Origin of the sequence: Paenibacillus rhizovicinus, from assembly GCF_010365285.1 — a bacterium.
In the GTDB taxonomy this organism is placed as follows: domain Bacteria; phylum Bacillota; class Bacilli; order Paenibacillales; family Paenibacillaceae; genus Paenibacillus_Z; species Paenibacillus_Z rhizovicinus.
The window spans coordinates 3,694,740-3,711,548 of the sequence record NZ_CP048286.1; the positions used below are offsets into that span (position 1 = coordinate 3,694,740).

21 protein-coding genes are annotated in these 16,809 nt (G+C 52.4%); 14 read left to right on the forward strand and 7 right to left on the reverse strand.

Going from position 1 to position 16,809, the window contains the following annotated elements; all coding sequences use genetic code 11:
* The first annotated feature begins 62 nt into the window (after window positions 1–62).
* The 4 genes from GZH47_RS16595 to GZH47_RS16610 all read left to right on the forward strand — a co-directional run bounded on the left by GZH47_RS16595 (window position 63) and on the right by GZH47_RS16610 (window position 3,330).
* Window positions 63–485: a DoxX family protein gene (locus GZH47_RS16595; protein WP_162641463.1), complete on the forward strand. Its 423-nt coding sequence runs from the start codon at window positions 63–65 to the stop codon at window positions 483–485.
* A 186-nt stretch (window positions 486–671) separates the two neighbouring features.
* Window positions 672–1,139, forward strand: a complete 468-nt coding sequence (locus tag GZH47_RS16600) for a phage tail protein (protein WP_162641465.1) — start codon at window positions 672–674, stop codon at window positions 1,137–1,139.
* A gap of 69 nt (window positions 1,140–1,208) precedes the next feature.
* Complete coding sequence (locus tag GZH47_RS16605; RefSeq protein WP_162641469.1) at window positions 1,209–1,694, forward strand: GyrI-like domain-containing protein; 486 nt, start codon at window positions 1,209–1,211, stop codon at window positions 1,692–1,694.
* A 256-nt stretch (window positions 1,695–1,950) separates the two neighbouring features.
* Window positions 1,951–3,330: an FAD-binding oxidoreductase gene (locus GZH47_RS16610; RefSeq protein WP_162641471.1), complete on the forward strand. Its 1,380-nt coding sequence runs from the start codon at window positions 1,951–1,953 to the stop codon at window positions 3,328–3,330.
* A gap of 132 nt (window positions 3,331–3,462) precedes the next feature.
* Here GZH47_RS16610 and GZH47_RS16615 read toward each other — a convergent pair whose 3' ends face one another.
* Window positions 3,463–4,104: an NAD(P)-dependent oxidoreductase gene (locus tag GZH47_RS16615; RefSeq protein ID WP_162641474.1), complete on the reverse strand. Its 642-nt coding sequence runs from the start codon at window positions 4,102–4,104 to the stop codon at window positions 3,463–3,465.
* Between the two features lie 143 nt (window positions 4,105–4,247).
* Between GZH47_RS16615 and GZH47_RS16620 the strand changes: the two genes are divergently transcribed.
* The gene (locus GZH47_RS16620; RefSeq protein ID WP_162641476.1) at window positions 4,248–4,616 is read left to right on the forward strand and encodes a winged helix-turn-helix transcriptional regulator; all 369 of its coding nucleotides are present in this window, start codon (window positions 4,248–4,250) and stop codon (window positions 4,614–4,616) included.
* A 116-nt stretch (window positions 4,617–4,732) separates the two neighbouring features.
* On the opposite strand, the gene GZH47_RS16625 is transcribed toward GZH47_RS16620, so the two are convergent.
* The gene (locus GZH47_RS16625; RefSeq protein ID WP_162641481.1) at window positions 4,733–6,094 is read right to left on the reverse strand and encodes an MATE family efflux transporter; all 1,362 of its coding nucleotides are present in this window, start codon (window positions 6,092–6,094) and stop codon (window positions 4,733–4,735) included.
* 139 nt (window positions 6,095–6,233) lie between these two features.
* On the opposite strand from GZH47_RS16625, the gene GZH47_RS16630 reads away from it, so the two are divergent.
* Window positions 6,234–6,917 carry a TetR/AcrR family transcriptional regulator gene (locus GZH47_RS16630; RefSeq protein WP_162641485.1) on the forward strand — a complete coding sequence of 228 codons (684 nt, stop codon included), beginning with the start codon at window positions 6,234–6,236 and terminating at the stop codon, window positions 6,915–6,917.
* Between the two features lie 105 nt (window positions 6,918–7,022).
* On the opposite strand, the gene GZH47_RS16635 is transcribed toward GZH47_RS16630, so the two are convergent.
* Together GZH47_RS16635 and GZH47_RS16640 are read right to left on the reverse strand one after the other, a co-directional pair.
* The gene (locus GZH47_RS16635) at window positions 7,023–7,601 is read right to left on the reverse strand and encodes a TetR/AcrR family transcriptional regulator (RefSeq protein WP_162641487.1); all 579 of its coding nucleotides are present in this window, start codon (window positions 7,599–7,601) and stop codon (window positions 7,023–7,025) included.
* Window positions 7,598–8,059 carry a nuclear transport factor 2 family protein gene (locus tag GZH47_RS16640; RefSeq protein ID WP_162641490.1) on the reverse strand — a complete coding sequence of 154 codons (462 nt, stop codon included), beginning with the start codon at window positions 8,057–8,059 and terminating at the stop codon, window positions 7,598–7,600. The genes GZH47_RS16635 and GZH47_RS16640 overlap by 4 nt, the downstream gene beginning before the upstream one ends.
* Window positions 8,060–8,194: 135 nt before the next feature.
* Here GZH47_RS16640 and GZH47_RS16645 point away from each other — a divergent pair, with 135 nt between their 5' ends.
* A complete protein-coding gene (locus tag GZH47_RS16645) occupies window positions 8,195–8,563 on the forward strand; it encodes a winged helix-turn-helix transcriptional regulator (protein ID WP_162641492.1) in 369 nt (122 codons plus the stop codon).
* A 4-nt stretch (window positions 8,564–8,567) separates the two neighbouring features.
* Here the strand turns inward: GZH47_RS16645 and GZH47_RS16650 are convergent, their stop codons facing one another.
* The 3 genes from GZH47_RS16650 to GZH47_RS16660 form a co-directional block, all read right to left on the reverse strand.
* Window positions 8,568–9,638, reverse strand: a complete 1,071-nt coding sequence (locus GZH47_RS16650; protein ID WP_162641497.1) for an SDR family oxidoreductase — start codon at window positions 9,636–9,638, stop codon at window positions 8,568–8,570.
* 251 nt (window positions 9,639–9,889) lie between these two features.
* The gene (locus tag GZH47_RS16655; protein ID WP_162641501.1) at window positions 9,890–10,651 is read right to left on the reverse strand and encodes an SDR family oxidoreductase; all 762 of its coding nucleotides are present in this window, start codon (window positions 10,649–10,651) and stop codon (window positions 9,890–9,892) included.
* A 67-nt stretch (window positions 10,652–10,718) separates the two neighbouring features.
* On the reverse strand, window positions 10,719–11,567 hold the full coding sequence (locus GZH47_RS16660) for an SDR family oxidoreductase (protein WP_162641504.1): 849 nt from the start codon (window positions 11,565–11,567) through the stop codon (window positions 10,719–10,721).
* Between the two features lie 137 nt (window positions 11,568–11,704).
* On the opposite strand from GZH47_RS16660, the gene GZH47_RS16665 reads away from it, so the two are divergent.
* The 7 genes from GZH47_RS16665 (at window position 11,705) to GZH47_RS16695 (ending at window position 16,409) form a co-directional block, all read left to right on the forward strand.
* Window positions 11,705–12,301 (forward strand): TetR/AcrR family transcriptional regulator, encoded by a 597-nt coding sequence (locus GZH47_RS16665; RefSeq protein WP_162641506.1) that lies wholly within the window; start codon window positions 11,705–11,707, stop codon window positions 12,299–12,301.
* Between the two features lie 60 nt (window positions 12,302–12,361).
* Entirely contained in the window at window positions 12,362–12,712 is a 351-nt protein-coding gene (locus GZH47_RS16670; RefSeq protein WP_162641510.1) for a nucleotide excision repair endonuclease, read from the forward strand.
* A 251-nt stretch (window positions 12,713–12,963) separates the two neighbouring features.
* Window positions 12,964–13,668 carry a hypothetical protein gene (locus GZH47_RS16675; protein ID WP_162641513.1) on the forward strand — a complete coding sequence of 235 codons (705 nt, stop codon included), beginning with the start codon at window positions 12,964–12,966 and terminating at the stop codon, window positions 13,666–13,668.
* Between the two features lie 25 nt (window positions 13,669–13,693).
* The gene (locus GZH47_RS34515) at window positions 13,694–14,425 is read left to right on the forward strand and encodes a CD3324 family protein (protein WP_318653370.1); all 732 of its coding nucleotides are present in this window, start codon (window positions 13,694–13,696) and stop codon (window positions 14,423–14,425) included.
* A 10-nt stretch (window positions 14,426–14,435) separates the two neighbouring features.
* Window positions 14,436–14,792, forward strand: a complete 357-nt coding sequence (locus GZH47_RS16685) for a VOC family protein (RefSeq protein ID WP_162641516.1) — start codon at window positions 14,436–14,438, stop codon at window positions 14,790–14,792.
* Window positions 14,793–14,983: 191 nt separating this feature from the next.
* On the forward strand, window positions 14,984–15,910 hold the full coding sequence (locus GZH47_RS16690; RefSeq protein ID WP_162641520.1) for a DMT family transporter: 927 nt from the start codon (window positions 14,984–14,986) through the stop codon (window positions 15,908–15,910).
* Between the two features lie 70 nt (window positions 15,911–15,980).
* On the forward strand, window positions 15,981–16,409 hold the full coding sequence (locus GZH47_RS16695) for a hotdog fold thioesterase (RefSeq protein ID WP_225446100.1): 429 nt from the start codon (window positions 15,981–15,983) through the stop codon (window positions 16,407–16,409).
* Window positions 16,410–16,809: the final 400 nt, after the last annotated feature.

Here is a 16,809-nt window from a genome sequence, read left to right on the forward strand (position 1 = left end):
ATCAAGTACAAAAACAAAGGAGTCGATCAAATGAAAAAGAGATCGGCGGAGGAGGAATTGAAATGCGTACGATAACCGGCAACGACCAGATGGCGAAGATAGGATCCCGTCCTATCGGAAGGACGGCAGCTTATTGGATCGTTACCATCCTGCTCGCCTTCTCCATTGCACTAAGCGGAATCGGGCAATTGATGCGATATGGCGGCAATGTTGATTTAGTGACCGCTATTGGATTCCCGTTATACGTCACGAACATTCTCGGGACTTGGAAATTGCTTGGCGTCCTGGCGATCGTCGTACCGGGTTTTCCTCGGCTTAAGGAATGGGCGTATAGCGGGATCTTCTTTCTAATGACAGGCGCGGCCTTGTCTCATGTGTTCGCCCATGATTATGGGGATGGCGGATTCCATGTTATTCTTCCGCTGTTCTATGCCGCTCTTGGCATCGCCTCCTGGGCGCTGCGTCCGACAAGCCGCCGATTCTAACGGAAGCGAAATGAACGCCAGCCCATTCGCGACTTCGATAGACTTGCCTCGCCTCAGACACTACTATTAGGTAGAGGCAGCTTTGGAAGAGAATCATTTCCAGCACGCTAAACAGGTTCATATTTTGACATGATTCATGGTTATGATAGACCTGAGGTAAAACGATGAAACAGGAGGAATGAAGAAATGTCCACGATTGTTGATTTCAAACAGGTATCTGAGGTCGGTCTGGAATCTTCGCCGGTAGCAGGAGCGCTGGCCGGTATGCGCGCCAATGAAGCCCGTTACTTCATGAACAAATACAAGCACGAATTTACGACCGTACCGGCCGGCGAAAGCCAAGAGACGCTTGATTATGTGAATCGGGTATTGAAAGAAGAACGCGGGATTGCGTTCGCGGCTCGACCGCTGGAAACATCCCGTTTTCAAGTGGAAAATATCAAATGGGCCTTCGTCTTCTATGAGGACGGTCTGGCGGTCAACGTCCTGTATACGGTGGATGATCCTAAGAAGCGGGCCGTAGGGTTCAAGCTATCCGAGGGGATGGAGGTGCCTGCAGAGCTGGAAGAGAAGAAATTCAAATTCGCCAGGCAGAAGTCCAAACTGGCAGGGACCATCCGAGGTACGTTCTTCGTGATTAAAGGAGAATATTGAAGCAAACCGGAATCTTGTAAGGGAAAGAGACAGTTCGCGAATCCAATATAAAGAAAGTAGGGAATAACGATGGCAAACTATACGCTGGAACAAAAGAAAGGTTTTACGGTCTATGGACTTGGAACGGAACTTAAGAGCAGTTACACGGACTATGCAGGCATGAGCAGGGAGAAGTCGGAATTCTGGCAGGCCGTCGGCGAGAATGGACGATTGGATACACTGAAAGCCATGGCAGCGAATGACTACGTATTTGCCGTGAACGAAGCGGTGAATAGCAAGATGATGCACTACGCCGGCGTGATGACGGCGACCACGGCACCCGCGACAGAGGGATCCCGCGATATCCAGTTTCCAGAGGGCGAATACCTGGTCGTGAAAGGGGAGGCGAAGACGGCTGAAGAGTTGAATAATCAGGTGTCCGGCATTGCCTTCGGACAAGTTTTGCCGGAAGCGAAGGACTTCGCCTATGTCGGCGGGCCGAATGCAACGGTCGTGATGGAAGAGCGTAACGGGCTGGTCGCCGGCGAGATGTGGATTCCCGTAGTTCGGAAATAAAGCGCGGACCAGGCAGGGCAGCCGAGTAACTGGAAAAGGGATTCCCAAGAGGAATCCCTTTTCTGCCGTTTGCCGGTTCTTTCGTGCTTTATAGCGTTGACAGGTACTCGGACAATCGATCAAACGTTCCGCTGCGGCCACTTCGCTATATTCGAATTTGATCAACAGGGCGTTAGCCGTTGCGAGGACGGGTGTCCCTACATAGAAATAAGCTGATGAGCAAGGCTTATGTCATGGACGGGGATGTGTAGAGGAGATGGCACGAAACCGGAGAAAGACAAGTACGCGATTAACCGGAAGGATCGTATTTCCGGACAATCCGTCATACAATGCGGCAAGAATGGAATTCAATAGGCGTTTTTCGAAATTCCCGAGGGTTATCGTTTTTTGCAAACGGACTCAGGATGTGATTAATGCGGTCAAATGGGCTCGCGAGCGGGGCGTGCGGCTGCGGGTGCGCAGCGGGCGGCACAGCTATGAAGGCTTCTCGGCCGTGAACGGCGGCATTATTATCGACGTGAGCGAGATGAATAAGGTTAAGGTTGACCGAACCAATAGGACGGCCATCGTACAGACGGGAAATCCGCTTGCCCGCGTGTACAAGAAGCTGTGGAATAAGCGCGTGGCGCTCCCGGCCGGGACCGCGCCCGACGTGGGCGTAGCCGGACTTGCCCTGGGAGGCGGCATCGGTCTGCTTTCCCGCAAATACGGGCTGACTTGCGATAATTTGAAACAAGTCAAGATGGTCGTAGCTTCGGGGAGGTACGGGGCAAAGACGATTGTGGCCAACAAGAAGAAACATTCCGATCTGCTGTGGGCATCGCGAGGCGGAGGGGGAGGAAACTTTGGCATTGCCACGGCCTATACGTTTCGGGTCAGACCCATCTCGACGGTTTCGATCTACAGGATCGATTGGAAATTCGGCGATTTGGAGAAGGTGCTGCCGGCTTGGCAGCGCTGGGCCCCGTCTGTCACGAACCGCTTGACCTCAACCATCGAGGTGGCTGCCAAGCAAGTGGGAACCATCGTATCTACCGGGCAATTACTTGGCGGTTCAGAGGAGCTGCGCCGGCTGATCAGACCGCTCTTGCGAGCAGGCACTCCGGTCAAGGTGATGGTGAAGACCGTGCCTTTTATTGAAGCGACCAAATTCTTTGCCGAATCGGACTTGAATTTGGAACCGAAGTTCAAAATTTCCGGGGCCTACGGGTTTCGACCTTTGCCTCGTGAAGGGGTACGAATCATACGCGACTTTCTATCGAAGGCACCCAATAAGCATGCCGGCGTGTGGAGCCAAAGCTTAGGCGGAGCAGGGAGCGCCGTAAGCCGAGTGTCGCCTACTGCAACGGCCTATCCGCATCGGAAAGCCGAAACGATCTACGAATTGTCGGCCCGCTGGAGGAACGATGGAGAGCAGCGGCGGAATATTCGGTGGGTGGCCGGGTTCCGCGGCGCATTGCGTCCCTTTGTTCATGGGGATTACGTGAACTTTCCCGACTTGCAGATTAAGAACTGGCCGAAGGCGTATTATGGCGTGAACTTCGGCAGACTGAAGCAGGTGAAACGCAAGTACGATCCTCATAATGTGTTTCGTTTCGCTCAGAGTATACCGGTGGGTAAGCGAGTCGACCAATGATCGGCTCAAACCACCCTGAATGGAAAAAGGAGCTGAGATAAGCAGCTCCTTTTTCCATTTTCGCCGACCGTTTACGGTGAAAGTTGTTCGTATAGATTTCGTTGAAGGTCAGCTCGCCGCTGCCTATATCCGTTATTCCGCTTCGCCAACGACGGTAAACCGTTCATTCGCATGTTTCGGATTTTCGATTTCGTCCACCATAGCGATAGCAAAGTCGGCGTAGCTGATATAACTTTGGCCTTTGCTATTCAGAATGAGATGATCTTGTCCCAACTGGTAAGACCCCGTTCTGTTTCCTTCTGCGTCGAAGAAAGCGGCAGGGCTCATATAAGTCCATGAGATGGATGTTTCATTTTGCAGTTCCTCAAGTTGTTTGCCGGCATTGAATGCCGTTGCATAGTACAGGGTTGGAAAATCGGGCGTTTCCATCAATTTGACTGTTTTTTCTTCATCGACGAACAGGCTTCCCGCACCGCCCACGACGATTAATTTTGTATCCGGAGCATCTTGAAGCGCTTGAACCAACGATCGGCCCGCATCGATATAGAGATGCTCCTCTCCATGCGGCGCCGCATACGTGCTTACGACGACGTCGAACGGTTGAAGATCGGATGCCGTAAGCGAGAAAATGTCTTTTTCGAGCAGGTTCGCTTTCTTGTCTGCGAGCTTCGAAGCGTTTCTCACGATAGCCGTTACTTCATGTCCTCTGCTCAATGCCTCGTCTAAAATAAGACTTCCGGCTTTGCCTGTGGCGCCAATGATACCGATTTTCATTTTTCATTCCTCCAGTTGTTTTGTACGTAGTTGCTGTTTGGCTCTTGATTTTATACTATAGCTTTAGTCGGTTATTTGTAAGTAGGCATAATTTTATAACATAGTCACAAAAACAGAACCATGTGAAAAGGGAGGCTTTTGCGATGGCCCGTACTTCATTCGAGGGAGAAATTCCCGTAGAGCAGATCAAAGTATGCCCTGTGACGGATACGCAAAACATCATTGCGGGGAAATGGAAAATTATTATTTTGTGGCATTTGCAAGAGACGAGACGGTTCGGGGAGCTGCAACGATTAGTGCCCGGAGTCTCTAAAGGAATTCTGACCAGCCAGCTAAGGGAATTGGAAAGCGATCAAATGATCGACAGAAAAGTATATCGGGAAGTGCCGCCCAAAGTAGAGTATTCCTTGACTGACAAGGGAAGAACCTTCATGCCCATTTTGGAGCAGATGGGCGAATGGGGCAAGAAATACGCGGCAGGCAAGAAGACGGTTATTGAATCTGGGAAGTGATCGTCAAGGTGAACCGTAGTTACTTAGCGCGCGATTCCCATTCTCGCATCGCAAAAAGGCAGGATTAGGGAATGCCCTAATCCTGCCTTTTTATGTGATAGGTCTCTATACTTCCACTACGCCGCCAAGCTTTCCAAATCCGGCTGCAGTTTGTTCCGCAGCACGTACAGCATGGTGGCGCCGACGAGGAATGCGACCGTATCGGCAATGACGAGCGACCAGACGACACCGTGGAAGCCGTTCAGCCGATTGGCGATATACAGCACGGGAATCAGCGTAATCCCTTGAATGATGGACATAATAAACGCGGCGGTCCCTTGGGCGGTTGCTTGGAAGATGCCCGTGAACAACGCGGTCATGCCTGTAATGAACAAGGATAAGAACGTTACATGCAGAATGTAGCTGCCCATCTCGATCAATTGCGGGTCATTCGTGAATAAGCCGATCAAGTGGTCGGAAATCAGATAGACGATAACGCCGAACACGACGGCCAGCGCCAAGATGGCTTTGATCGTGAATGCAATCGTATGCTTCATTCGTAATTTATTCGCCGTAAACGAGAAGGCGATGAGCGGCACGACTCCTTCGCATAAGCCCATCAGAATCACCTCGGGAAATTGCAGCAAACGGGAAGAAATTCCGAACGCCGCTACGGCCTGCTCCCCGTACTCGACCAAATAACGGTTAAAGATCAGCGACATCGCGCCCAGGAAGAGACTCATGATAAAGACGGGCACGCCGATTTTGAATACATTGCTGAGAATCTCCTTGGAAGCCTTGAACCATCGGATCGAGACGGTTAAGAAGGAGCTCTTATATCCGATATGGAAGGCGTAGAATGCACTTGCAACCAGGTTGGCAATAACCGTTGCAGACGCCACGCCGATTACGTCCCAGTGGAAGACGAAGATGACCAGCGCATCAAGGATAATATTCACGGCTACGCTTATAATCATGCCGATCATCGACGTGATGGCTGAACCTTCGGCACGCACGATATTCTCCAGCGTGAAGAATAAGACGATGACGGGCGAACCTATAATCATGATCGTGACATAGTCCTTAGTGTAGCCGAAGGAGTCAACCGTCGCGCCTAAGCCGTGAACGATGGAATCGATCAACGGAAGGCCGACGGCCATCAAGAGAAGACCGAGCACTAAACTGCTGTAAAAGGCGAACGAGGATACGTGCTTGACGTCATCATATCTCTTCTCTCCGAGCAAACGCGAGATGAAAGCACTGCTGCCGACGCCGATTAAGTTGCCAAGCGCCATAATAGCTGCGAATAAGGGCAAGGTTAATGCGAGTGCGGTCAGCATGGCCGTATTGCCCAGCGTGCCAAGGAAAAAGGCATTCAAGATGGAATAGATGACGCTCATCGACATGCCCAGCATCATCGGTACGGCAAAATGCGCGACGGCCTTGGCGACCGGTGCTTTCTCAAAGTAATGGAGGTTTTCTTTATTTTCTGTATCCATGCGGATCACGACCTTCTGTGGTTTATTTTTGCCCTCAATCTAACGGTGTTAGTTTGTGCCTTACAGTGTTAGATGATATCATGGACGTATGGACCTGTAAAGCATAATCTTACACTGTTAGTTAAAAGGATGGATCGCGATGAAAAAACAGCAGCCTCAAATTTCGGAGGACAAGATTTTGGAAGCCTCGTGGGAGCTTCTGGGGGAGGAGGAGGGCATCGAGAAATTCAGCCTGAGAAGATTGGCCGAACGGCTGGGGATCCAGGCTCCCTCCCTGTATTGGTACTTCAAGAGCAAACAGCATCTCTACCAGCGTCTGGCTAACCAGGTATCGAAAACGATACTGGAGGAGTTCAACTCCGATGGCGACTGGAAGGAGCAGCTAACGGCGCTCGCGTTAACGCAGCGGAACGTGCTCAGCCGGTATCCCTGTTCCACGCAGCTTATGATGATGACGCTCCCCCACGAGCCGGACATTATCCGGTTTACCAACCGCATGCTGCTCTGCGTGGAAGCGACGCCGATGACGAGGGAGCAGAAATTGCAAGTGGTGAATACGCTCGTGAACTATGTCTTCTACTTCGTGCTGGACAATTATCAGCATGAGCGCAATGTTACCGTAATGCTTAAGGAGAAAGGGACGGAACCAGGGGAAGAGCTGATTCGGCTCTTGGACGATATGAGCGAGACGGATGCGGGATTGTTCCGGAGGATGTTCAAGAGCGGGCTTTTCCAGGTGATGGGGAGCGATACGTCGTTCGAGTTCGGGTTGAACCTGATTTTGCTCGGGATTGAACAGGTGATCAAGGAGCAGGAGAAGTAGGAGTAATCTTGAAAGAAGCCAAATCAAACAACGCGCATCGATACGCAATCGGTGCGCGTTGTTTGATTTGAATTGATTTTCACGGCCATACCCCATTGCCTAGCATCAATCAGGAGGCGGTGCCTCATGAAATTTCTGTACCCGCTCTGCAAGAGCTGTCAGAGTGCGTTCAAACACAGTCTCATCATTGAGCGCTCTGCTAAGCAGTAATGCCCCCTGGATTCGACCGATCGTCTCCTCCGACAGTCGGGCAGCGGCTTCAATGGACGCTCCTGCTCGAACAAGCGCGGCGCAGCATGCATCGATCCACCTTCTGAAATACAGCCGAATCCTCGAAGCGAACCGATCGCGCGTCTCGTCAAGAGCGAAAGCGCCGATCAGGCAGATTCGTTGACCCGATCGGAAATACGCATCGACTTCACGCCACATGTTTTGAATCGCCGCGTGGGGTTCATCCCGTTCGAGCGGTTCGAATACGTTGCTTACAAACCAGTTATCGATGTGCGCGAGAATCTCGGCCGCCATTTCTTCCTTTCCTCCGGGGAAGAAGTGATAAAGGCTTCCTTTGGAAAGTTTCGTGCGCTCCGTGATCTTGCTCATGGATGCCCCCTCATAACCGAGCTCGCGAAAAACCTCGGCAACCAGCGGAATTACATCGGCCTTCTCGAATACGGTACGGGTCATAGGCCCAGATCCGTTAAACCGGGATGGTCATCGGGGCGCCGACCGAGCGGCCAATGAAATTTTCGTTCGGATGGAAGGATGGGCATGTCATTGATCGACGCATGCCTGCGTGCCATCAAGCCGTCGGCAGCAAACTCCCAATTCTCATTCCCGTAAGATCGGAACCAATTCCCGCGATCGTCATGCCACTCGTATGCAAAGCGTACTGCTATCCGGTTATCGGTGAACGACCAAAGCTCCTTAATGAGGCGGTAGTCCAGCTCTTTCGCCCACTTCTCGGAAAGAAACGAGACGATTTCCGTTCGGCCTGCCGGGAAATCGGTGCGGTTCCGCCAACGGCTGTCCTCCGTATAGACAAGCGCAACCCGATGCGGGTCGCGGCTGTTCCAGCTATCTTCCGCTAGCCGGACTTTGTTCGTCGCGGACTCGCGAGTGAAAGGGGGAACGATGATACTCATGAAAGTTTCCTCGCTTTCTATACTGTTTTGTACAGTATAGACCGATCGGTTTAGAAGCGCAAGCGCAAAGGTAAATTAGTTTTGTGGTCTTCCGTTCATGATGCTAAAGTTAAGCCAGGGAGGCGATCCGAAGCGATGCAAGAGGAAGCGAAAATCTACAACACCGCGGTAGAAGCGACGCTTGAAGTCATCGGAGGCAAGTGGAAGCCGGTCATTCTGTTCCATCTTACGTTCGGCAAGAAGCGCAATGGCGAGCTCATGCAGCTCATACCTGCCATGTCGCAGAAGGTGTTGACTCAGCAGCTGGTCGAGCTAGTGAGGGATGGCATCGTGAACCGGATTTCTTATGACCAGGTGCCTCCGAAAGTGGAATATGAGCTGACGGACTATGGCTGGAGTTTGAAAGACATCCTTCATTTCATGTGCCGTTGGGGCGATGCGCATATTGATCGTGTATATGGCGGAAGAGGAAAAGTGCTGTTCCAGCCTCCGCCAGCTACCTGAATGCTCAAGGAATGATTTTACGCTGGCGGAAGTCTTGGAAGATATCCATAAACATTTGTTCCGTATCGATAAAGTCATGGAAGCCGAACCGGCGGGCTTTCGATCCGTCCGCGAAGAAATCATAATCCCACGAGAACACGAAGTCTCCGAAACGCCAAGACGACACGTCTTTATACCTGTTTTGCTCCAAGTCGTATTTCTCCACCATGGAATTCCAGAGCGGTTCCTTGTCCGCCATGACCGTATCTAACGACATCTGTAAAGGAGGGGCGGTCTCGATTCCGAAGAACGCGCCGATCTTCGGCCACAGCTCATTCCAGCGGAAAAGATCGCCGTTCGTGATGTTAAACGCCTGATTGGCGCAGCGTTCATCGGTGGCCGCCCACACTGTCGCGCGAGCCAGCAAATTGGCGTCCGTCATTTCCAGCAGGCTGTGGTAGGCGCCCGGCTTTCCTGGAAAACGGAGCGGCAGACCGAGTTCCTTCGACATCGAAGCGTAGATCGCGATCACCATCGCCAAATTCATCGGGTTGCCCAATGCAAAACCGGCAACCACCGACGGACGCAGGGCCGACCACGTCCAGCTGCTTCCAGGCTGACGCCGTTCGAGAAATTGCTGCTGGTCGACGTTGAATTCGGGCGGCATATGATAGGCGTCCGTTTCCCGCGCCGGCGTCTTGAAAGGACCGAGATGCGCGCCGTACACTTTGTAACCTTGCATTAGACTGATGTGCTGCAGATTCGCGGCGATCGGCTCGATGGCATTCACGACGTTTACGAGCATGGCGAGGTTGGGCGGAACGAGCTCGGCCCATGTAGGGCGATCTTGATAAGCCGCGTAGAAGATATGGGTGACGGCCGTGAGATGCCCCAGCTTCACCCGGGTATCTTCTTCATCCAGCAGATCGACCGCCACATACTTCAGTCGTACGGAGTCTTCTCCACCGCGCCGCGACAAGCCGATAATATCCCACTCGGGGAGCGTCAGCAGATAGTCGATCAAATTCCGTCCGATGACGCCATTCGCACCGACGACAAGAGCGGTCTTGCGCAATTGAGTTTCACTTGGGTTCATACAGCATTCCTCCTCTTCTTCTAAGGACCATTGTGAGCCAGGACGGAGGAATTGAGAAGTACGCACTTTGAACTCCCATACGCACTTGAAAGTAATCATGTGCAGGCTGGGGGCTAGGAATCAGCTGCCGTGGAGTCGCGACATGAGCGCGAATTGCAAAATGCAAATTGCAAAAAGCCCCCTATGAAAGGGGGCTTGACGATCGATAGGCGTACTAGGCATGTTAGGCGTGTTAGCCGTACTAGGCGTACTTATTCAACCATGCTCTTCGTGGCTTCGTACAGATTGGAGACTTGTTGATCGATATCATCGCGCGACATGCGCAGGCGAGGCACGGAAGTACCGTATCCGATCTCCGATTTCCCTTCCGCTAACCCTTGGAAGATACCGTCCGCGAAAGCATCCAGCGGTTCTCCGTGCACATGCAGCCCGTCTCCGCCCAATTGGGTATTTACCGCCGGAGGCACCACTTCAATGACTTCCACCGTCGTATTCGAAAGCTGGTGTCTGAGGCTCATCGTGAACGAATGCAGCGCCGCCTTCGTGGCCGAATAGATCGGAGCGATGGCGAAGGGCGTAAATGCTAATCCGGAGGTTACGTTCAGGATCGCCGCCGCTTGTTTCGAAGCAAAATAAGGCGCGAACAGCATCGATAGATGGACCGGCGCTTCGAGATTGGTCGTAATTTCGTTATTGAAATAACGCCAATCGTTTATCGAATCCGCCTTCAGAACGTTAAATCGCTGTTGTATGCCCGCATTGTTCACCAGCACATTCACGTCCGGATGGTTCGCCTTTACCCAATCATACAAGGCTAAACGATCCGCTTCTTTGCTTAAATCACCGGCATACGTGATGAGACCCGGGTGTTTATCCTTCGCTTGCTGAAGTACGTTCTCCCGGCGTCCCGTAACAATGACAGTATTCCCTGATTGGATGAAGCGTTCTGCGAAAGCCAATCCGATTCCCGTACTTCCGCCTGTGACAAGGATGGTATTTCCGGATAATTTCATTAGGAATGCCTCTTTCCATTTGTTATTTTGGCTTATTCAACTTTACCCTGGCAGGGGCTGTTCAAACTTAGTTGTTCGCACTCTCGTCAGTCGAGAATGCAAGGTCCTTCTGTGCTTCGAGCAGTGCAAGCCGCTCGGTAAGCGCCTTGTGAATGACCGTATAGGAGTCACTTCCCAGGGCGATCCTCTTGGGAGCGGGAGTCCGCTCCACGCTGTCAATCATTAGGGTAACCATTTTTGCCGGATCGCCGATGGACCGCGCCGTCGCTTCCTCGAGCATGCGGCGCGCATGTATGGCAGGGGAAGCTTCATAAGCATCGATCTTCGAAGCAAGCTTGGAGCTCTTGTACCGGAAGTTGGTGTTTGCGCCGCCGGGCTCCACGATCGTCACGCCGATATTGAAAGCCGCCACTTCATGCATAACCGATTCCATGAAGCCTTCGATGCCCCATTTGGTCGCGTGGTACAACGAACCGCCTGGGAAAGCGGCTTGACCGCCGACGGAGGACAGTTGGAGGATCCGACCGCCGCCTTGCGCCCGTAAGTATGGAAGAACGGCGCGAACCAGTTGGATGGACCCGACGAGGTTCGTATCGAGTTGATGGTCAATTTGTTCGTCTGTCAGTTCTTCGGCTGCCCCGATCAGGCCATAACCTGCGTTGCTGACCACGACATCGATGCGGCCCAGGTCGTTAAATGCCTGCTCCACGACGCGGCGAATAGCTGGCGTATCGGTTACGTCGAGCTGGGTCACCCATAATAGATCGCCGTATTTGTGTTGGAGATCATTCATAACTTCCCTGTTCCGAACGGTTCCGGCAACGCGATCACCGCGTTCAAGCAGCTGCTCCGTCATCAGCCTCAGCCGGCCAAACCCGCTGCTGACGCCCGTGATCAACCATGTTCGTTGCGCCATCAAGAAAACCTTCTTTCGAATCGTTCTCAGTCGCTCATTATATAACTGACTGGTTAGTTAAGATGATAGAACTATCTAACCGGTTTGTCAAATGATATACTGATTCCAATTGTGACGCTCTTGAAGGGAAGATGCTTATGCGTAATTCGGAAGTAACGCGAGAACGTATTCTGGAGGCGGCGATGGCCGAATTCTCCGCGTACGGGATTATGGGTGCACGCGTGGATCGAATTGCCAAGAATGCCGGATGCAATAAAAACATGATTTACATTTATTTCGAGAACAAACAAACGCTGTTTAACACGATCTTGCGGTTACACCTTACGCGGGTGTATCAAGAAATCGACTTTACCCCTGAAGACCTGCCGGGCTTCGCGGTTCGCGTCTTCGACTTCGCGATATCGAATCCAGAGCTGATGCGCTTGTTGGTATGGTCCAATATCGAACAGCAAGCGGAAGGACTCGGCGATCGCGACGATTCGCGCAGCTTGAAAGTGCAATCTATAGCGGCTGCCCAGCAGTCGGGGAAGATCGGGACGGCGTTCCCGCCTGCCTTTATCCTGACGACGGTCATGACGCTTGCTACCGCATGGACAGTGGCGAACCCATTCGGTCTGCCGCTCGACTCGGAGAGCATGAAGAATGTCGACGCGTTGCGGGACGGGATCGCAGGAACGGTGAAGTTAATGATTCAGGCGGAGACGGTTGAAGCATCAAGCGAGGAGAAACGCTAGGTATACGCCTGCATTCATGGTAGTATATAGACCAACCTTAAAAAGGACGTGAACCGAGCAATGATCGACATCACCCTGCCTAGACCGGACGTAACCATAAAGAAAAAGAGTGATCCTCAGGAAAGCCATATTTACGGATTCACCGATTTCCACTTGATTTCCAGGGAAACGGGCGGAATCTTCATGTTCTACAACAGCAAAGATGAGCTGCTGTTCGTGGGGAAAGCGAGAAAGCTGCGCCCAAGAATCAAGAAGCATTTTGAAGATACCGTATCGCCGATCAAGAACCACCGGGATGAAGTGACGAGAATCGAGGTTTGCATCGTCGAGGGCCTTCTGGATCGCGCCATCTACGAAATCTACATCGCGAATAAATTCAGAGCGAAGTACAATCCGGACCGCGTGCTGTAAAACGGAACGGTGGCATACCGAGCACTCAAAAAGCACGAAACGTTATCCGTGGCGGATTTCGTTTCGTGCTTTTTTTGAGCTGGCTCAGCGGCCTGTGCCCTCACTCGATGCCATCCTTCGTAAACCGAACCGTGTAAAGTCAGGTTAATCTATTCGTTACCTATCTGCCATGCCTTTCCAATGCTATTCTTACCCTATATTAGATGCGCATCTGATGAACAACCGTTAACGACGGGAAGGGAGCCAATAAGATGAGTAAAGACCATGTCATTAAGTCGCTGCTTTCTGACAAAGTAAGCATGACGCCGAATGGATTTATCGCTGATCAGTTAAGCCCGGAACAGTTTGAAGCCTGCCATGAATTGTTCTTTGACAAAATCCTGGACATTCGCGCGTCCGATATTAGCGGAATAGAAGGGTATGGCGAGTTTGACGAGGAATGTAATACCCCATACCGCACCTGCGAGGAATTTCTGATCGGGACGTTCGCGGACGATCAAGAGGGGTACTGGTACAATTGGAAGGAGATGTTCGAGACAACGCCGCTTGAGCATGAATTCTACGAGAAGTACTTGCAGGAGATGAAGGACCGCATTCCTTATTGCGAAGGAAGACGTGATCTGGTGTATAACAATACGTTCTTCATTAATATGATCACGGACGGCAAGACGGAGGTCGGATTCCCGGACTGGAGCCGATCCGGCATCAGTGACTTCCTGCTCGATTTTGCCACGATGGACTTGAATAAGCCGTATTTGCGCATTCCGGAATTGTTGTTCGCCTACTGCAAGCGGAGGGACATCGTCATCCCGGACTTCCAAGAGAGATTCCTATGTATGGCTTATTATAAAGGGATCGATGTCCTCCGCTGGCATGCCTCGATCGATGATACGGAATCCTGCTTTTACATTATGAGATCCATCGGCGAACTGAAGGATCGCATGTACGCTTTGTAGAATACGCCTTATAGAAGGTGACCGGATGAAATACGAGAATGCCAACGATGTTATCCCCGAGGAGCTGTTGAAAGAAATCCAGAAATACGCGGCAGGGAAGCTGCTCTATATCCCTTCTCCCGAGGGGAAAAGGGCTTGGGGCGAAACGTCCGGCTACCGGGACCAGCTGCAGAAGCGCAATCGCATGATTCGCAATAAGTACGCGCATGGGCTGACGGTGTCGGATCTTGCGGACGAATACTTCTTATCCTTGGACTCGATTAAGAAAATCATCTACTCGAAGCAAGGCAATAAGGATCTCGCTTACTCGCCGACACTGGAATCCGCCGTGCATTATGCGAATGCAGGGATGATGGAAGAGTGGGTCCAATGCTACTTGCTGCTTACCCGGAAGGCCGCTCCGATGGTACAGGCGCTTATAGGGGAGCATGCCCTCTGCTTCGGAGTCATTAAGTTTCCGCTGCGTCTTATTCAGCCCGAAGCGGGCAGCCTTGGGATGGACCGTCCAAGCGAGAATGATGATACGGCTGCGACCCAGCCGCTTCTTCTTTATTACGAGGACGGGAAGTTTTATTGCACCGCGGAGCAGGAGCTGCTGGCTTCCTTACAACAACGCAAGGTCAATGCGTATCCCGCGATTATCGTGTTGCAAGGCAATGCCGAATATAAAAGGTTCATGAAATTCTTTGGCAACATCTTTATTTATGTGGATCAAGTGGGACAATATGCAGGAACCAGATTGTCCGAAAGAAGGTGAGGATGAACGCATGATCAACGCGGCACACATTATTTTATACAGCGCGGACGCGGATGCGGACCGGGTTTTCATCCGGGATGTGCTCGGCTTGGCAGGCGTCGACGCCGGCGGCGGATGGCTGATCTTCAAGCTGCCTCCCGCTGAAATTGCGGTTCATCCAACGGATGGACCGAGCAAGCAGGAGTTTTATTTTATGTGCGAGGACATCGAAGGGACATTGGCGGAATTAACCGCTAAGGGCGTCACGGTCTCGGAGCCCGTCAGCGAACAGAGATGGGGGCGGCTCGCTTCGATCAAGCTCCCGAGCGGGGCGGATCTCCCGATCTACCAGCCGCTCCACCCTGTCGCTTATGATCTGGAGAGTTGAACCGAAAGGATACGAACGATGCACGAAACAAAAGGCCATCCGGCGAAGGATGGCCTTAAGCTATTTGCGCGACGGTTAGCCGGCGATTCTGTATCCTTCCAGCGAATCGTTGCGAAATCAGGACATGCATCCTATGATGGATGATAGAGCGTTATCCTGAAAATAATCGGAGCTGAGGAGTGGGAAGCAGGATGCCGGCCAACGCCAAGAAGCTGCGCGCTTCGCAAAATCCGTATGTGCTGATGCCGATTCTGCTGCTCATGTGGGGATCGCTGGCCGCGGTAAGCAAGCTGCTGCTGCGCGAGATCGACAGCTATCATGTTTTATTTTATATGTACGGCTTTGCCGTGATTGCATTTGCGCTGATTCTGCTGGTGAAGAGACGGACCGTCACGGCTTATGTCTGGACTTCCCGGACCGCGGCGCTGCTGCTGGCTTGCGGGTTATTCAGCTTCCTATACGACTTTTTCTACATGCAGTCGCTCGCGAGGATTCCGGCCGTCGAAGCTTCCATGCTGAACTACTTGTTCCCGATCTTCATCGTGGTGTTCGCCATTCCGTTGCATAAGGAGAAGCTGAACCGCTACAAGCTGCTGTCGATCGCGATGGGCTTCCTGGGAACGGTGCTGCTCATGACCAAGGGGGACCTATCCAGTCTGGCATTCACGAACCCGGCCGGAGACGCGCTTGCGATTCTGGCGGCGGTCAGCTGGGGACTGTTCACCAATTTGGCCAAGAAGAACAAGCAGGATATGCTGCTCGGCACGTTCTTCATAACGGTCATCGCTTTCCTGCTGTCCGCGTGCAGCTTGATCGCGTTTTCGAGTCCGTCCGTGCCCGGTCCGTCTGCGCTTGGCGGCGTGCTCTGGCTGAGCATGAGCAATGTCGTGATCGGTTTCTTTCTTTATTTTCAAGCGCTGCGCTACTCGCCGGCATCGCTGATTGCGAGCTTCACCTTCGTCACGCCGTTCGTCACGCTCGCGCTCATTGTGCTGCTGCTGGGAGAGAAGCTGACGACGGTCGATTATGCCGCTGCGCTGCTCATTCTGGCCGGCGTGCCCGTTCAGCAGATCGGAAGCGCCATCGCCGCAAGAAGGAAGCAGCAGCTGATTAGCTGAGACCGGCATTTGCTTCTCCGGCTGCACATCTGTAAAGTGGAGGGTAACAGCTTAAGAGGGAGAGTCACCTATGAATCAGAAAGTTGAAAATCACTTCATGCTCAGCGAGGATATCGCGTACGAACAGACGATGTTCGGCGTGCTGGGCATGCGTATTACGGAATGCACGGAGGAGCGCGTGGTTGCCACGATGCCGGTCGGACCGGCTACCCGGCAGTATTTCGGCGTCTTGCACGGCGGCGCTTCGGTGGCGCTAGCCGAAACCGTGGCGAGCGTCGGTACCTATAATCTGATCGATAAGGAAACGCAGCTGGCCGTCGGCATGGAGATCAACGCCAACCACTTGCGCCCCAAACAGGACGGCATCGTCACCGCCACGGCGACGCCGCTGCACAAGGGACGGACGACGATGGTATGGGATATCAAGATTACCGACGAAGAGGATCGGCTGATCTGCGTCTCCCGCTGCACGGTGGGCGTCGTTCCGAAGGTTCGCTGACGGGCATCGCAGGAAGCCGATCTGGCATAGAGAAGCACGGACCGTGCTTCGGCAGCATACAAGAAGCTTTCCGAACCGCCGAATAACGGCGTGTAGGAAGCTTCTTTTTTATGGCTGGCATACCAGCCGTCCGCATTCCCTGGCTGAAGGTACCTGTAAACTTTAGCTTCGTTCCCCCTAAAACCTAACGTTTGTTGACTGCGGTCTTATGTTTGTTATCTGGAATGAGAGCGCCTACTTTCTATACAATGACATCAGTTAGATTGAATGGTGTACGCATTGAAACATGGAAAGCAGCTGCGGGAAACTGGTAACCCCGGCGCAGGATCACAGTGTTCGAGGCCATTTCGGATGAAAACGAATGCGCTTACAGAAAGCTGAAAGCGTGTACACACTAGCA

What these genes read in the sequence shown, in the direction of transcription:
- GZH47_RS16595 (WP_162641463.1), top strand. Translation starts at nt 63, where the DNA reads ATGCGTACGATAACCGGCAACGACCAGATGGCGAAGATAGGATCCCGT.
- GZH47_RS16600 (WP_162641465.1), top strand. Translation starts at nt 672, where the DNA reads ATGTCCACGATTGTTGATTTCAAACAGGTATCTGAGGTCGGTCTGGAA.
- GZH47_RS16605 (WP_162641469.1), top strand. Translation starts at nt 1,209, where the DNA reads ATGGCAAACTATACGCTGGAACAAAAGAAAGGTTTTACGGTCTATGGA.
- GZH47_RS16610 (WP_162641471.1), top strand. Translation starts at nt 1,951, where the DNA reads ATGGCACGAAACCGGAGAAAGACAAGTACGCGATTAACCGGAAGGATC.
- GZH47_RS16615 (WP_162641474.1), bottom strand. Translation starts at nt 4,104, where the DNA reads ATGAAAATCGGTATCATTGGCGCCACAGGCAAAGCCGGAAGTCTTATT.
- GZH47_RS16620 (WP_162641476.1), top strand. Translation starts at nt 4,248, where the DNA reads ATGGCCCGTACTTCATTCGAGGGAGAAATTCCCGTAGAGCAGATCAAA.
- GZH47_RS16625 (WP_162641481.1), bottom strand. Translation starts at nt 6,094, where the DNA reads ATGGATACAGAAAATAAAGAAAACCTCCATTACTTTGAGAAAGCACCG.
- GZH47_RS16630 (WP_162641485.1), top strand. Translation starts at nt 6,234, where the DNA reads ATGAAAAAACAGCAGCCTCAAATTTCGGAGGACAAGATTTTGGAAGCC.
- GZH47_RS16635 (WP_162641487.1), bottom strand. Translation starts at nt 7,601, where the DNA reads ATGACCCGTACCGTATTCGAGAAGGCCGATGTAATTCCGCTGGTTGCC.
- GZH47_RS16640 (WP_162641490.1), bottom strand. Translation starts at nt 8,059, where the DNA reads ATGAGTATCATCGTTCCCCCTTTCACTCGCGAGTCCGCGACGAACAAA.
- GZH47_RS16645 (WP_162641492.1), top strand. Translation starts at nt 8,195, where the DNA reads ATGCAAGAGGAAGCGAAAATCTACAACACCGCGGTAGAAGCGACGCTT.
- GZH47_RS16650 (WP_162641497.1), bottom strand. Translation starts at nt 9,638, where the DNA reads ATGAACCCAAGTGAAACTCAATTGCGCAAGACCGCTCTTGTCGTCGGT.
- GZH47_RS16655 (WP_162641501.1), bottom strand. Translation starts at nt 10,651, where the DNA reads ATGAAATTATCCGGAAATACCATCCTTGTCACAGGCGGAAGTACGGGA.
- GZH47_RS16660 (WP_162641504.1), bottom strand. Translation starts at nt 11,567, where the DNA reads ATGGCGCAACGAACATGGTTGATCACGGGCGTCAGCAGCGGGTTTGGC.
- GZH47_RS16665 (WP_162641506.1), top strand. Translation starts at nt 11,705, where the DNA reads ATGCGTAATTCGGAAGTAACGCGAGAACGTATTCTGGAGGCGGCGATG.
- GZH47_RS16670 (WP_162641510.1), top strand. Translation starts at nt 12,362, where the DNA reads ATGATCGACATCACCCTGCCTAGACCGGACGTAACCATAAAGAAAAAG.
- GZH47_RS16675 (WP_162641513.1), top strand. Translation starts at nt 12,964, where the DNA reads ATGAGTAAAGACCATGTCATTAAGTCGCTGCTTTCTGACAAAGTAAGC.
- GZH47_RS34515 (WP_318653370.1), top strand. Translation starts at nt 13,694, where the DNA reads ATGAAATACGAGAATGCCAACGATGTTATCCCCGAGGAGCTGTTGAAA.
- GZH47_RS16685 (WP_162641516.1), top strand. Translation starts at nt 14,436, where the DNA reads ATGATCAACGCGGCACACATTATTTTATACAGCGCGGACGCGGATGCG.
- GZH47_RS16690 (WP_162641520.1), top strand. Translation starts at nt 14,984, where the DNA reads ATGCCGGCCAACGCCAAGAAGCTGCGCGCTTCGCAAAATCCGTATGTG.
- GZH47_RS16695 (WP_225446100.1), top strand. Translation starts at nt 15,981, where the DNA reads ATGAATCAGAAAGTTGAAAATCACTTCATGCTCAGCGAGGATATCGCG.